Genomic DNA, 14,483 nt, shown 5'->3' with positions numbered 1-14,483 from the left:
TTATCTTAAAACCCGATGTTCGGTTATCTGCGTCCGAATGTTGCATTTTGGGCCATGCGCCTATGAATACTCTTTTGTTTCCCGACAGCGTATTGCTGATCTTCTGCAAGGCGCCGATCGCCGGGCAGGTTAAAACTCGGTTGATGCCGGCGTTGTCCGCCGAACAGGCTGCCGCCGCGCATCGGCAATTGGCTGAAATGACATTGCGGCGGGCGTTTAAACTGCCGTTGTGCGCGGTCAAGCTATGCTGCGCGCCTGATGCCTGCGATCCGTTTTTCCACCAATGCGCTAGCGAATACCCGCTGACATTGACAGTCCAACGCGGGCGTGATTTGGGCGAGCGCATGCATAATGCCTTTTCCGACGCGCTTTCGGATTATCGGCATGCGCTGCTGATCGGTTGCGACTGTCCAAGTTTGACCGCGGAAGATTTACGCCAGGCATTACAGTCTTTAATAGACGGTCATGATGCCGTCATCGCGCCAGCGGAAGACGGCGGATATGTATTGATTGGCTTAAGCCGGCCGCAGCCCATTTTGTTTGACGGCATGCCCTGGGGGAGCGAACGGGTGATGGTGGATACCTGTAGCCGTGCCGAGCAGGGTGGGCTAAATTTATCTGTGCTACCCGAACAATGGGATGTCGACGGCATAAGCGAATGGCGACGCTACATAAAACAGATCGATGTTCTGATGGAGTAAATGGCGTATCAGCGCTAGTTAATCTTATTCCGAACCGGAGAGTCGCTATTTTTGCGAAAGATTTTTCGGACTCCATTGACCGAAAAATCAGCAAAAATGGACGCGACCGCTCATGCCTTCGGCGGCCCCGATTCTCCGCGTCACCTCGTTTCGACCCAACAAGGGGATCGAAACTTAGGCTCTCGCATGACTTGACGCCGTTTCGCGAGGCCTTGCAGGTTTTCTCCGCTTCGCTGCGAAAACCCGCCCGGCGCTACGGCTTCGGGGACTAAAAATCTTGGTTTCACTAACGTTCCGCTTCCAAGATTTTCAGCGGAGGTTCCCTTATGAAAAACAACGATCAAACACTGTTCAATTTTTCGAGGCCAGCTCTGCACTTTGCACAAACATTTGTTTCAAGCGGTTAAAGGCTGACCAAAAACTGGTGTCCATGACGACGCGGTTGCCGATCGAAACGATGATTTTAGAAAGCTTGGGAATCGCATTGGTAACCGAGATGATATAAACCGGCTGCACGTAAAGAACGCTGTTTCCCATTGGCATGATAACCATGCGTCCCAATTTTACTTTTGTCCCGCCTTGATTCCATAGGGTGAATTGCGCGGAAACTTCCGGGTCTTGAGCAATTAGCGATTCTACTTGCGTAGGCCCATTGACTTGCACATCTTTAAGAAATTTGTAAATAGTAATCGTGGGTTTATACGCCGAATCGCAATTTGTGCTATCTGCCGTGTCCGCCATTCCAATCATACTGAGATTATGGCTATTGATGGGCGTCATCGGATTCAACAAGACATATTCCTCTTTGCCATTACAATGGCCAAAATCGATGGTTTGGTAGTAAGGGGTGACCGGCTGGCCGCGGACTTTGGCAAATTCCCAGGTTTCCGCCTGCTGGTAAAACAATTCCGGTTCTTGTTGATGATATTTGGCATAAGCTTTCATTTGCACATAATATAAATCCCTGGCATACCGCAAATGCGACAACAGTTCGGGAGGCATCTCATTCAAGTTTTTAAACAAACTCGGATAAGCAAGGTTATACGCTTGAATGATAATGTCCGATGGATCTGAAATAAAATATTGCACACCGCCATCCAGAGCGTCGACGACGATTTTCACGGAGTTGCGGATATAGTTGAATTCTTGCGCATCTCCTTGGAATTTTTCGCTGACTTTATGGGTTACAGGGTGCCAGGAGGATATGGTATAGGCATCCTGTATCCAGTAAAAACGTTCCTTGGATACCACTAAATAAGGGTCTTTATCCAGATGTAGAAACGGTGTTAATGCTTGAATGCGCTCAGTAATATTCCTGCGCATCAAAATCTGGCTGTTACTGGTTATGTTTGGGGAAAAAAATAAGTTTCGATCCTGAAAATAAACCGCCAACAATCCTTTTCTAAAAGGCGAAGAAATAGGAATACCGCCTACGCCTTTGTAAACGCTTTTCACGTCAGGTCCGGATTGTGTGCCGGAAATTTTCACAATATTCAGATTATTGGGTTCGATAGCGTAGGTATAGTTTTCTTCCCCGTAATAAATATCCGGATACCGCACCGATAAACCAACGTCCGAACTTAGATTTAAATCGCGCAGATACCAGGTAAGGGGAGCATCGGCATCCTGGGCGGCCGGCGTAACGACTCCGCCATAACCGTGAGTGTAGCGCAGGTGGATGTTTTCCCAGTTTTGCGCTTCAGTCGGAAGTTTGGACAGGTTGAGTTCCCGGGCCGCCAGATTGACTTGCCGGGTATGATCGCGCAGAAAATAGCGGTCCTCGTCAACGGATAGAAACGTATAGTAAGGTCTTATTGACTGCAATTGTAAGTAGGTATCGATCAGCACCTCTCTATCCCAAACAGGAATATTTTCAAAATGTTTCTGGGTACTCCATGCATTAATGTCGTCCACTGCGTTCAATTTAATGGGCAGTTCAACCGTTTTAACATTTTTAAGATCAAACGCATCCAATGTTGCTTCTATATTGTGCTTTATAAATGGCTTTTCTGTTCTTACCGGATTGGGGTTTACGATATATTCCTGGATCAACTGAGGAATTATCTGGATTTTTTGCAGCCCGATGACACTTAAAAACGCGATAATCGATAAAGACAGAGGAATTAAATTACGGTGCTTTTCCGAGAATATAAAAATGGTAACCGTCACCACGCTTGCGATGAACGTGAGAATTTTCAACCAAATCAAGGGAAGCTGGTACCGGATCTGCACGAAGCCAGGGCCGAAAAATACAGGCTCATGGGTGTCGATATAAAGTAGTGAGAACCGCTCCAGCAAAAAACCCCACACCAAAAATAAAGCGAGGGAAGCAATTAATACAATCAAATGGATTTTAGCGCCCAACGGAAACGTTTTGCCTTGATTAGGCAAAAGAAAATGTTCGAGAACATACAAAATTCCCACCAAGCAGAGCAGCACGCCGGCAGTCGCCGATAGCTCATTTTGAATTAATTGATAGAGAGGATAGGAGAGCATATAAAAACTCGTATCGTACCCGTAAACGGGCTCTACTACCCCCGACGAACCGCCGAAAAAATAGAGTAAAGCGGTTTCCCAATGATGGTAGAACGGTATAGCAATATAGACCGCTAACAACAATGAGATCGGCGTGTAAATTTTCACCGCGACATTGATAAATTTTACGGCGAAAAGCTCGAATTTTAAGCGTTTGTCTCTGTTGTCTAATATCTCGTCCGGCGGATTTAATCCTAAATATCTGGATGCAATCCAGAAATGAAAAAAGAAGCTGAAGAAAAAGAATAATGTAACGAGACCAGACAATATAAATCGATAAAGCAGTCGAAGCCAAAAATATGACTCAAACTTGATCGCCTTGAACCACCATAAATCGACAAAAAAATCGAGAAACACATACTGAAAAATCGCATACAGTATTAGTGGGATACCAATACTAATCCAAATAACCAAGGACAGGCGCTTTATTTTAAGCATAACATCCTCCTTTGTAGCGATTAATGGATGCCCCGTTCCATGCGGAAACGTAAACTGGTTTAACGGGCATAAATATGGCAAAAACGCTTTTCAGGCGTGAATGGTGACAGGCGAAAAGATTAAGAAACGAACCGCGTAGCTTTGTATTGAAAAATACAAAAATACCCAGCGTCCCAATTATATCGGGATCAAGCTTGCGCCGGAAATAATTATTTTTTAAATTAACAAACCGACTGAATTTAAAGGTATCAAAATGCGTTTGGCGATATAAATCACATGTGCTAAGCCTGATAGGAATGCTGATGCTTACTCATGTCTGCAGCCTATTCGCCTAAATTTATACTTGACACATTTTCAAGAAGACCTCGCCCACTATAAAAAAGGGTTGATGTGCATAGCGGTTTAATCGAACTGAATGGTTTTTTCACCAACATCAATATCCAATTGACCGTAAACTTGGATGAAAGTTGCCTTGCTATTTTGCATGATTGACGCGGCCTCAAATTTGCAAATTTCAGGGCATTTCTACTCCCCACCCGACATTAAGTTAAGGAACCTCTGAAAAACTACCGTTTTGAGCGACAGTAATTTCTAAGATTGTTCAAAAACTTCAATAATCGACCGTTTTTTCATCAAGACAGCCGGTTTTTCGAGTTACTAGTGCGCTTGGCCCAGACGGCCGAGACCTGTTTCATACCGGATCCCAACACCACGCTTATCAAGATGCGCCAACTGGGCGAAGAACTGGCTAAAATCATCGCCCCCGCGTCGGCGTGGAATCGAACAGCGAGATTAAACAGGTCGATCTGTTAAAGAGCTGGATTACACCCTCAAATTAGACAAGCAAGTCAAAGACGCTTTCCATGCACTGAGAAAGCTGGTTATTCTGCAATCCACGACATCACTCCTCATCCCTCAACTGATTTGCTTAACAATTGCCAATAACCTTACGGCTTTGTCCAACCGCTCCGCTACGGTTTCCCATCGAACATTCTTGAAGAACGCATCCAGATAGGCCGGTGCGGCGGCGCCATAGTCCATTTGGTAAGAGTGTTCGTACATGTCCAGCACCAGGATCGGCAGGCTGGCGGCGGGGGCGTATTGGTGGTCCCAGTGCCAATAGTTTTCCAGCGATCCGGTATGCAGGTTCAAACCCAAGGTTACCCAGCCGGAGCCGCCGCCCAGACCGGCGCCGATGCGGCGAAACTCCTTCTCCCAGGTCTCGAACGAACCGAAGGCGGAGGCGATCAGATTTTTCAGCGCAGGGTCGGGCGCAGTCGATCCCCCCAAATTGCCGAAATACAGCTCGTGCAATACTACCGAACCCGTGCGCAGCAAGTGCTCCCGCTTGAGGTCGTTGTAGATGTAAGGCGGTAGCGTGCTGTCTTCCAGAAATACCGACAGTTTTTGCTTGACCGCATTCAGCGCCTTGACCGAGCCGCCGTAGTTGTTCTCCCAATGCGAACGAATCAATTTTTCCGACAGGCCGTTCAATTTGGCCGGATCGAAACCCAGCGGCTTCGGTGTGTGATCGGCTGCAAAGGCGTTGGGCAGCGCAATGATCGGTGTTTCCGACTCGGCGGCTTGGGCGGCTTGCGGCGTCACAATCGACAAGGCCGCACCGGCGGCGGCCAAACTCAAAAATTCGCGGCGAGAGGTATCGGTTTCCATGGCGTTACTCCTTATTGATTAAACCAAGCGTGCAAAAATAGCCACAGCCAGCCGCTGACTGCGGCGCCGGCGATGACCGGGATGACCCCTATCTTGAAACGGAACAGCGCCAGCAACGCCGCGCCGCTCAAGACTGCGGAAAATAAATCGAAGCGTCCTTCCAGGCCTTGCGGCCAGAACACGTGGTAGGCAAAAAACACGGCCAGATTGAGGATGACGCCGACCACGGCGGCGGTAATGCCGGTCAGCGGCGCGGTGAATTTCAAGTTGCCGTGCGTAGTTTCCACCAGCGGGCCGCCGGCCAGAATGAATAAAAAGCTGGGCAGATAGGTAAAGTAGGTGACGACCACGGCCGCGACAGTACCGGCCAAAAATGTCGATTCAGCGCCAAACCAAGCTTGACTCCAGCCAGCGACGAAGCCGACAAAGGTATTGACCATGATCAGCGGTCCCGGCGTGGTTTCGCCGAGGGCCAGCGCGTCGATCATTTGCTGCGGCGTCAGCCAATGGTAATGCTCGACCGCGCCCTGATAGACGTAAGGCAACACGGCGTAAGCGCCGCCGAAGGTCAGCCAGGCGGCCTTGGTAAAGAACCAGCCCATTTGCGTCAAGCTGCCTTGCCAGCCGTATTCTGCGCACAGCCAACCGATTACAGCCGCCCATAGTCCCAAACCGATCACCAACAGGCGGTAGAACGGGCCCCATTTGAATAGTGCGTGTGCCGGCGTTGGCGTGTCGTCGTCGATCACAGCCGGGCCGAAATGCGCTTTGGTGCTGCCATGTCCGCCACCCAATACGAATTTCTGAGGTAACCATTTGCCGCCGGCGGCGCCCAGCAAGCCGGCACCGATCACGATCAGAGGAAACGGCAGTTGCAATGCAAAAATGGCGACAAACGCAGCAGCTGCCATCGCCCACAACCAGCCGTTTTTTAAGGCTCGCGAGCCAATCCGGTAAGCGGCGAACAACACAATCGCGGTGACGGCCGGCTTGATGCCATAGAGCAAGCCGGCGACGGCCGGCAAGTCGCCGAAGCGCATGTAAATCCAGCCCAAGCCGATCAAGATCAGTAACGCCGGCAGGAAAAACAGGCCGCCGGCGATCAACGCCCCCGGGGTTTTGTGCATTAGCCAGCCGATATAGGTCGCCAACTGCTGTGCTTCCGGGCCGGGGAGGATCATGCAGTAATTCAAGGCGTGTAGATAGCGCTTTTCGCTGATCCAGCGCCGGCGCTCCACCAATTCCTGATGCATGATGGCAATTTGTCCGGCCGGGCCGCCGAAACTGATAAAGCCCAGTTTCAGCCAGAATTTGCTGGCTTCGGCCAGGCTGGGTGCAGCCGGTGGCGTGGTTGATTGTTCGCTCATGGTCGGTTTTCCGTGGAGTTGGCTGTCTGAAATACGCTATACAAACCGTCGAAAACCGCTTGCGCCAGATTCAACAGTCGGTCGTCGTCGCTGATGCTTTCACGCAGGCCCTTTAATACGCTTTCGACGCCGCTGGCTTCCGCCGGCGGAATGCCGCCCACATCCAGGAAGTGCACCAAAGTGCCGATGCGTTGCAAGGCCGGCTGCTCCAAACCGAAACTGGCCAACAACACCTCGAAGGTGACTAAGTCGCCGACGTGAGTGAAGCGAGCACCGTCGAAATCAAAACCCAAGACGTTGGCCGGGCAATCGGCAGCTGTTTCCAACCAGACAAACTGCGCTTGCGGGTCTATGAAGCGTTTGATCAGCCAGGCGCTGGCTAACCGGTCCACCCAGGGCCGGCGGCGAGTGGCCCAGCGTTGCGCTTGGTATGCGGCCGGGTCCAGGCGGGCGATTTCCGCGTCCGCCGGTTGCGGTTCGTCCGGAGATAGGGTGGCGGCGATAGCTCTCTCCAGTTGTTTCAAGGCGCCGTCGGCTTGACGTTGCGCTAAGTCCGGAAAAAAGTCGATGGCGGCGATTTGGGCGTATTGCTTGCGCAGTTTGCGGGTTTGCTTCAGAGCGTCGTTTGCCGCTTCGGTAGTCAGTTGCTGGCGAATGACGACGGCGTCGTCGATCAACTTGGCATAGTCGCTGCTGCGGTCGTAAAAGGCTTTGAAATCGCTTTGCTCAGGCTCTGCAACATTCAGCACCAAGGCCGTACCGCCGCCTTCGGTCACGTCGGCGGCGATGCCATCCAAAGTTTGCCGGCAGTTGGCCAGTTCGGGCAGCAAGTACACGCCGTCGCGCAATACCGCTGCCCCGGCACTTTTCAAGTTACGCCAGGCCCGCATTCGTAACGTGGCATTTTCGGTGGGTAAACTCAGTATCAGTAAATTCCAATTCATGTAATTTACTCTACTAAAATGTTTTAAAATTTACAAAATAATATTTTAATTCGATTTTGGTTTGCTGTATTTTCAGCAACACGTCAACATCGATTGTTGTTAGGTCAGCAATTTAAGGTTCAGGCCGGCAAATAACAGTTTGGTGAAGTTCGTACTCTACGTGCTGATGCTGTTCGTTTCGTAGGCGGTACAAAAGCTGCATAACGCTGCCGACACCGCCGACCGAAGCGGGCATCGATAACAATCACGGAGTACTTCGGCATCATGAGCCAATACACGATAAATATAAACGGCACGGCAAAAAACCTGGAAGCCGCCGCCGACACGCCTCTGTTGTGGGTATTGCGCGACCAACTCAAACTGGTTGGAACCAAATTCGGCTGCGGCATCGGCCAATGCGGCGCCTGCACCGTACACCTGGACGGCGTGCCGACCCGGTCCTGCGTTACGCCGATTAGCGAAGTCGGCAGCCGCGAGGTGACTACCATCGAGGGCTTGAGCAAACACGGCGACCATCCGCTACAACAGGCCTGGCAGGAACTGGACGTGCCGCAATGTGGCTATTGCCAGGCCGGGCAGATCATGACCGCCGCCGCGCTATTAAAAAAGTCGCACAAGCCGACCGACCAGGAAATCGATGCGGCGCTGGATGGCAATTTATGCCGGTGCGGCACTTATTTGCGGATTCGCGCCGGCATTCACCGCGCTGCCGAACTGGCCGCGCAGGAGGCAGTATGACCCTCAAGACGCCGATCAATCCGGCTCGCCGCGATTTCTTGAAAACCTCCGCCATCGCCGGCGGCGGCTTGGTACTGGGCTTTTACTTCGATGCCGCCAGCGGTGCCGGCAAAGTGCTCGCCAAATCCACTCCGCACGACCACGCCGGCGAATTTCGGCCCAACGCCTTCATCCGCATCGCGCCGGACGGCAAGGTGACCTTGATCAGCAAGCAGCCGGAAATCGGCCAGGGCATCAAAACCTCGCTGCCGATGGTGATTGCCGAAGAACTGGAAGTGAACTGGCAGGACGTGGTTATCGTCCAGGGTGACCTCGATCCGATTTACGGCAGCCAGAGCGCCGGCGGTTCGCGCTCGACGCCGACCAATTACGAGGAATTTCATAAGCTGGGCGCGACGGCCAGAACCTTGCTGATTCAGGCCGCGGCGTTGACCTGGAAACTGCCCGCCGAGGAATTGGTCGCCCGCGACAGCGCCGTGCACCATCTCGCCAGCGGCAGGCAATTGTCTTATGGCAAGCTGGCGCCAATTGCCGCCAAACTGCCGGTGCCGCCGGCCGAACAGGTCAAACTCAAGGATCCGCAAGAATTTCGTCTGCTCGGCAAGCGTATCGGCGGCGTCGACAATCCGGCCGTCGTCACCGGCAAGCCCTTGTTCGGTATCGATGTGCAATTGCCCGGTCTGCTGTACGCGACGTACGTCAAGTCGCCGGCGTTTGCCGGGAAGGTCGTCAGCGCCAATCTGGACGAGATCAAGCGGCTGCCCGGTGTGCGCGATGCGTTTGTCATCGACGGTACCGCCAACCTGAAAGGCTTGCTGCCGGGCGTGGCGATTGTCGCCGACTCGACCTGGGCGGCCTTCAGTGCGCGCAAGCAACTAAAAGTAAGCTGGGACGCCGGCACGGTCGCCGATCAAAGCTGGCACGGCTTTGCCAAGCAAGCCGAAGCGTTGTACAAACAACCGGCTGGCGAAATTCTGCGCAACGACGGCGACGTTGAAGCCGCACTGGCCAAAGCCGAAATCACCGTGGAGACGAAGTATCGCTACCCCTTCATTTCCCACGCCAGCATCGAGCCGCAAAACGCCACCGCCTGGGTCAAGGACGGAGACATCGAAATCTGGGCGCCGACCCAAAATCCGGAAGCCGGGCAGAAGATCGTCACCGAGGTTTTGGGAATACCGAAGGACAAAATCACCCTGCACATCACCCGTAGCGGCGGAGGTTTCGGTCGGCGCTTGATTCCGGATTACATTATCGAAGCGGCGGCGATCGCGCAGCGCGTCAACGGCCCTGTCAAACTAACCTGGACCCGCGAGGACGATTTACAACACGACCAATATCGCGCTGGCGGCTTTCACTATCTGCGCGGCGGTATCGATGCCGCCGGCAGGCTCAGCGCCTGGCACAACCATTTCGTCACCTTCTCGCATCCGGTGTTCAAGGACGGCAAGCCGGTGGTCGAGCTCGGCGCCGGCGCCAATTTATCCGGCGACGAATTTCCGGGCCGCTGGATCCCCAATTGCCGGATCGAACACACCGCGTTGGAATGCGGCATCCCGATGGGGCCATGGCGGGCGCCGCGCAGCAATGTGCTGGCCTGGGTGTTTCATAGCTTTATCGACGAGCTGGCGCATGCTGCCGGTAAGGACCCGCTGGCGTTTCGTTTGGAACTGCTTGGCGACAAAGGCTTTTTACCGGGCACTGGCGACCAGGGCATCCCTTACGACGTGAACCGGATGAAGCATGTGCTGAACCACGTCGCCGAAAAGGCCGAGTGGGGCAAGAAACCATTTCCGCGCGGGCAAGGGCAGGGCATTGCCTTTCATTTCAGCCACCGCGGCTACATCGCCCAGGTGGCGGAAGTCACCGTGTCCAAGGATGGCAAACTCAAGGTCGACCGGGTGGTGGTGTCGACCGACATCGGTGCGCAAATCGTCAACCTGAGCGGCGCCGAAAATCAGGTACAGGGTTCGGTGGTGGACGGCTTGGGCGCGTTGCTGTTGCAGGAACTGGACATCGATAAGGGCCGCATCGTGCAGAGCAACTTCGGCGATTATCCGATGATTCGCATGGGCGACGCGCCCACCAAGATCGAGGTGCATTTTCTGAAGACCGACTTCCCGGTCACCGGCCTCGGCGAACCGGCGTTGCCGCCTTTGGCGCCGGCGGTGTGCAATGCTATCTTCGCCGCCATTGGCGTGCGGGTGCGCGAATTGCCGTTGCGCAAAACCGATTTGAGTTGGAGTTGACATGTCCCGCCACCATCGCCTGTTAGCGGCCTATCCTAATCTAATGTAAAGTCGGCAGCTGCCCTTTGGGTAGAGTGCGCGCTCAACAACGCGGGATTGCTGATACCCAAAGGGCACAAGGCGCAAAGCGATGATCGACCGTTAATCGAAGTTACCCATCCGTCGGCAGGCCAAGTTATTGGGTATCAGCCGCGGTAGCGTGTATTACCTGTCCAAGCCGGTTTCTGAATGCGATTTGAACATCATGCGCCGACTCGACAAACTGCACCTGAAGCACCCGTTGATGGGCGCTCGCCAGTTACGGGATCAGTTGAATCGGCAAGGCATCCCGATCGGCCGCAAGCGGGTGAAAATCTTGATGACGAAAATGGGCATCGAAGCAGTGTACTGTAAGCCCCATACCAGCCAGAAGATGCCGGGCCATGAAACCTATCCCTACCTGCTGCGCGGCATGACCATCCACCGCGCCAATCAGGTCTGGGCGCTGGACATCAGTGTGCCGCAGCAAGCGGCGTAAGAGATGAGGGTAGGCCCCTCGCCATCGGCTTGCAGGAGCAGGTGGCAAACCACCGTAAGCGGCGTGCGTCAAAAGCACTGCAAGAGCTTGGTTCAAGCCCAGTTGGCGTTGTGGAAAATCGCCGAACGCTTTCGGGAATGCGGTTTGGAACTGCATCCCGGTAAGACGCGAATAGTGTACTGCAAGGACATTAACCGGCAGGAAAACTATCCGATCACGGCGTTTACGTTTCTCCGCTATACCTTTCGGCCGCGTAAAGCGGTGGACAAGTATGGTCGTGTTTACGTGAACTTCGCGCCGGCGGTCAGTCGTGATGCCCTTAAGGCCATGCGGCAAACGATACGAGGCTGGCATCTCCAGTTGAAATGCGATAAGACGTTGCGGGACTTGTCCCAAATGTTCAACCCGGTTCTTCGAGGATGGCAAGGCTATTATGGTCGATTCTACGGTTCGGCTATGACCTCGATTTGGCGACACCTGAATGCTTATTTGGTGCGTTGGTTGATGCGTAAATGCAAAAGACTTGTTCGGCATAAAACCCGAGCTTGGCGAACGCTGGGTCAACTGGCGGCAAGTTTGCCACACGCATTCGTACATTGGGAAGCGGGTTATGCCCCGATGGCTGGATGATGGGAGCCGGGATGAGCTGAGAGGTTCACGTCCGGTTCTGCGAGGGGCTGAGGGTGAAATTCCCTCGGTCTACTCACCCCTACATCCCACTGGCCAAGGGCTTTGCCTATTTAACGGCGGTCGTCGACTGGGCTACTCGCAAAGTCCTGGCCGCCAAGGTCGCGATCACCCTGGAAGCCTGCCATGCCGTGGACGTACTGGAGCACGCCTTCAAACACTACGGCAGGCCGGATATCGTCAACACCGACCAAGGCAGCCAGTTTACCGCCAAGGCGTTTGTCGAGGCGGTGAAAAACCAAGGCTGTCAGTTAAGCATGGACGGTCGCGGTGCCTGGCGGGATAATGTCTTTGTCGAGCGGCTATGGCGATCCGTGAAATACGAACGGGTTTACCTGCATGCCTACGATTCCGTCGGCCAAGCCCGCGCCTCAATACTGGATTATTTCGAGTGGTATAACCATGAACGACCGCATTCCAGTTTGAAACGAAAAACGCTGCATCAGGCGTATAACGATGGGTTGCCAATCCTCAAGTTGGCCGCCTAAAACACGGCAGGGATTTCACTTTAAATTCCGGGTTTGCTGTTCAAACTGGTGGGGCCATTTCTTTATCTAGAAAACAAAACTGTTGCTGAATTTTATCGCTCGCCGGTAATTAATCAGAGGTTCCTTAGCCTAAAGTTCAATTCGCGGTAGGATTGTGGAAAAGTATATTGATAATTCAAGGGTATCTATTGACTCCAAAGAGCGAATTACAAAATTGTGCTGTTGTCGGTATTGGCGCTTCTGCGGGTGGGCTACAAGCCTTACTGCCGGTTATTTCTGGATTGAAGCGGCGGGGCAGATTCGCCTATATTTTGGCCCATCATCTATCACCCGATAAGCCCTGTTCACTGATAGAAATATTGCAGAGTAAATGTCACCTTGCCGTATCCTGGGCTGAGAATGGTATGGAATTGGTGCCAGACCACCTTTTTGTGTGTCCGCCGGGACACAATATCGAGGTGGCGGATGACCGATTGATAGTATCTCAGTCTGAAGACGGGCAACCCATTGCACCATCGATTGATGGATTATTCCGTTCAATAGCTGAAACTCGCCATGAAAAGGCCATCGTGGTTATCTTATCCGGCTCGGGACATGATGGCACCTTGGGCGCTGAGGCAGTGGCTGCGGCGGAGGGCTTGGTCATCCTGCAGAACCCGGCAGATGCCGCGCATAGCGCGATGCCCGAGTCAGTGATCAAATTGGGCCAGGCCGATCTGGTCGGCAGTTCGCAGCAAATTGCCGAATGGCTGAATCACACCGATGACATTGATTGCGCCATCAACGATGAAGTGACGGATTCTGACAACGCCTTTGCCGAATTGATCCGCTTAGTACACCATACGACCGGCTTGGATGTTAACGGTTACAAGGAAGGCACCCTGCGCCGACAGGCATTCCGCCGGTTTCGCAGCCTGGAAATCGAGTCCTTGCAACGCTATGTCGACTTCATTAAAGAACACCCGGAAGAGCTCAATCGACTGCAACACCGCTTCATGGTGTCTGTGTCGTCGTTCTTTCGAGATGACACCGCCTTTGTGGTCTTGGAGGCGGCATTACGGAATTTAGTCATCGGCAAAGCCGCCGGCGATTCTATCAGGGTTTGGGTGCCTGGCTGTGCCACCGGAGAAGAACCTTATTCCATCGCGATGCTCTTGGCCGAAATTTTGGGAGACAGGCTAAGTCTTTTCGAAGTAAGGGTGTTTGCGACTGACATCCGCGACGAAGCGATTGAGTTCGCGCGGGCCGGCGTCTATACATCCCGAGAGATGGCTGGTTTGAGCCCTGAGCGGCAGCAACGCTGGTTCAAGAATGAGGGCGGCGGTTGGCGGATTCAGCCAGTTGTCCGTGAGTTATGCATCTTTTCCACGCACAACATCATTCATCATCCGCCCTTCATCAATATGGATTTGGTGAGTTGCCGAAATTTGCTGATTTATTTCAAACCGGCGCAACAAATGGACTTAATCAATGCTTTTCATTATGCGCTGAAGCCTGACGGCTTATTATTCTTGGGAAAATCAGAGTCAGTTGGGCTCAATTCGCCCTTGTTCGAAATACTGGATGGCAGTAATAAGCTATACCGCCGCCGTGCCGTGGATTCAAGGCATGTACTTCGTTATTCGCCCTTTAACGTGGCCTTGGATGCCAACAGAACCAAAGTAAATATGGGGAACGTAAATTATCGGCAGGCACTGACCGCGCAGGCCATTAACGCAATGCTGAGGGATTACGCGCCAGCTGGCGTGCTGATTAATGATAGTTTTGAACCGGTGCGCTTTTTTGGGAATGGTCGCCGCTTTTTCGGTTTGCCGGAAGAAAGCGCCGATTTCTCAGTGTTTTCCCTGTGCCTGCCGGAATTGCGAAATGAACTGAAAGCGCTCTGTTTCCGGTTGATGCAAGAAAATCTAAACGCCGCCACGGGTGTTTCGCTTGATTTGTGCATTGATGGCATAACCTGCCGTGTCAGACCGAAAGTGGCGCGGATTGAGCAGACGCCGGGCAGTCATGAATTTGGCATTCTGATCACGTTTGCCGAGGATGTGCCCGTCCCGCTAATCGAAAAAGCCCCGGGTTTGGTTGAGCAACCCGATGATGAAATCGCGCAAATTCGCCGAGACTTAGCTGAGAGTCGAGAGCTCCTGCACG

Annotated in this window: 9 protein-coding genes and 2 pseudogenes; 7 read left to right on the top strand and 4 right to left on the bottom strand. The window is 53.0% G+C overall.

Going from position 1 to position 14,483, the window contains the following annotated elements:
- Positions 1-62 precede the first annotated feature (62 nt).
- Positions 63-701 carry a TIGR04282 family arsenosugar biosynthesis glycosyltransferase gene (locus tag NP603_RS19655; protein WP_256612552.1) on the top strand — a complete coding sequence of 213 codons (639 nt, stop codon included), beginning with the start codon at positions 63-65 and terminating at the stop codon, positions 699-701.
- A gap of 351 nt (positions 702-1,052) precedes the next feature.
- Here NP603_RS19655 and NP603_RS19650 read toward each other — a convergent pair whose 3' ends face one another.
- The 4 genes from NP603_RS19650 to NP603_RS19635 all read right to left on the bottom strand — a co-directional run bounded on the left by NP603_RS19650 (position 1,053) and on the right by NP603_RS19635 (position 7,656).
- On the bottom strand, positions 1,053-3,674 hold the full coding sequence (locus NP603_RS19650; protein ID WP_256612550.1) for a UPF0182 family protein: 2,622 nt from the start codon (positions 3,672-3,674) through the stop codon (positions 1,053-1,055).
- A 915-nt stretch (positions 3,675-4,589) separates the two neighbouring features.
- A complete protein-coding gene (locus NP603_RS19645; protein WP_256612549.1) occupies positions 4,590-5,345 on the bottom strand; it encodes a superoxide dismutase in 756 nt (251 codons plus the stop codon).
- Between the two features lie 11 nt (positions 5,346-5,356).
- Positions 5,357-6,712 carry a chromate efflux transporter gene (gene chrA / locus NP603_RS19640; RefSeq protein WP_256612548.1) on the bottom strand — a complete coding sequence of 452 codons (1,356 nt, stop codon included), beginning with the start codon at positions 6,710-6,712 and terminating at the stop codon, positions 5,357-5,359.
- Positions 6,709-7,656, bottom strand: a complete 948-nt coding sequence (locus tag NP603_RS19635; RefSeq protein ID WP_256612547.1) for a chromate resistance protein ChrB domain-containing protein — start codon at positions 7,654-7,656, stop codon at positions 6,709-6,711. Before NP603_RS19635 ends, chrA begins: the two co-directional genes overlap by 4 nt.
- Before the next feature lie 264 nt (positions 7,657-7,920).
- Between NP603_RS19635 and NP603_RS19630 the strand changes: the two genes are divergently transcribed.
- The 6 genes and pseudogenes from NP603_RS19630 to NP603_RS19605 form a co-directional block, all read left to right on the top strand.
- The gene (locus NP603_RS19630; protein ID WP_256612546.1) at positions 7,921-8,394 is read left to right on the top strand and encodes a (2Fe-2S)-binding protein; all 474 of its coding nucleotides are present in this window, start codon (positions 7,921-7,923) and stop codon (positions 8,392-8,394) included.
- Positions 8,391-10,643 carry a xanthine dehydrogenase family protein molybdopterin-binding subunit gene (locus NP603_RS19625; protein WP_256612544.1) on the top strand — a complete coding sequence of 751 codons (2,253 nt, stop codon included), beginning with the start codon at positions 8,391-8,393 and terminating at the stop codon, positions 10,641-10,643. Before NP603_RS19630 ends, NP603_RS19625 begins: the two co-directional genes overlap by 4 nt.
- A 121-nt stretch (positions 10,644-10,764) precedes the next feature.
- A pseudogene (locus NP603_RS19620) lies at positions 10,765-11,139 on the top strand (IS3 family transposase); the annotation flags it as partial.
- 84 nt (positions 11,140-11,223) lie between these two features.
- Positions 11,224-11,790 (top strand): group II intron maturase-specific domain-containing protein, encoded by a 567-nt coding sequence (locus tag NP603_RS22080; protein WP_256612542.1) that lies wholly within the window; start codon positions 11,224-11,226, stop codon positions 11,788-11,790.
- Between the two features lie 80 nt (positions 11,791-11,870).
- Positions 11,871-12,335: pseudogene (locus NP603_RS19610) on the top strand (transposase); the annotation flags it as partial.
- A gap of 152 nt (positions 12,336-12,487) precedes the next feature.
- A partial coding sequence (locus NP603_RS19605) for a CheR family methyltransferase (RefSeq protein ID WP_371928912.1) occupies positions 12,488-14,483 on the top strand: 1,996 nt, incomplete at its 3' end.

The sequence above is a fragment of the Methylomonas aurea genome (assembly GCF_024505045.1).
GTDB classification, from domain to species: Bacteria; Pseudomonadota; Gammaproteobacteria; order Methylococcales; family Methylomonadaceae; genus Methylomonas; species Methylomonas aurea.
The sequence above is the reverse complement of the archived record's forward strand: the minus strand, read 5'-3'. Positions and strand labels throughout refer to the sequence as shown.

Excerpts from the sequence above, each read along its gene's own strand:
- NP603_RS19645 (WP_256612549.1), bottom strand. The coding sequence starts at position 5,345 with ATGGAAACCGATACCTCTCGCCGCGAATTTTTGAGTTTGGCCGCCGCC.
- NP603_RS19650 (WP_256612550.1), bottom strand. The coding sequence starts at position 3,674 with ATGCTTAAAATAAAGCGCCTGTCCTTGGTTATTTGGATTAGTATTGGT.
- NP603_RS19625 (WP_256612544.1), top strand. The coding sequence starts at position 8,391 with ATGACCCTCAAGACGCCGATCAATCCGGCTCGCCGCGATTTCTTGAAA.
- chrA (WP_256612548.1), bottom strand. The coding sequence starts at position 6,712 with ATGAGCGAACAATCAACCACGCCACCGGCTGCACCCAGCCTGGCCGAA.
- NP603_RS19630 (WP_256612546.1), top strand. The coding sequence starts at position 7,921 with ATGAGCCAATACACGATAAATATAAACGGCACGGCAAAAAACCTGGAA.
- NP603_RS19635 (WP_256612547.1), bottom strand. The coding sequence starts at position 7,656 with ATGAATTGGAATTTACTGATACTGAGTTTACCCACCGAAAATGCCACG.
- NP603_RS19655 (WP_256612552.1), top strand. The coding sequence starts at position 63 with ATGAATACTCTTTTGTTTCCCGACAGCGTATTGCTGATCTTCTGCAAG.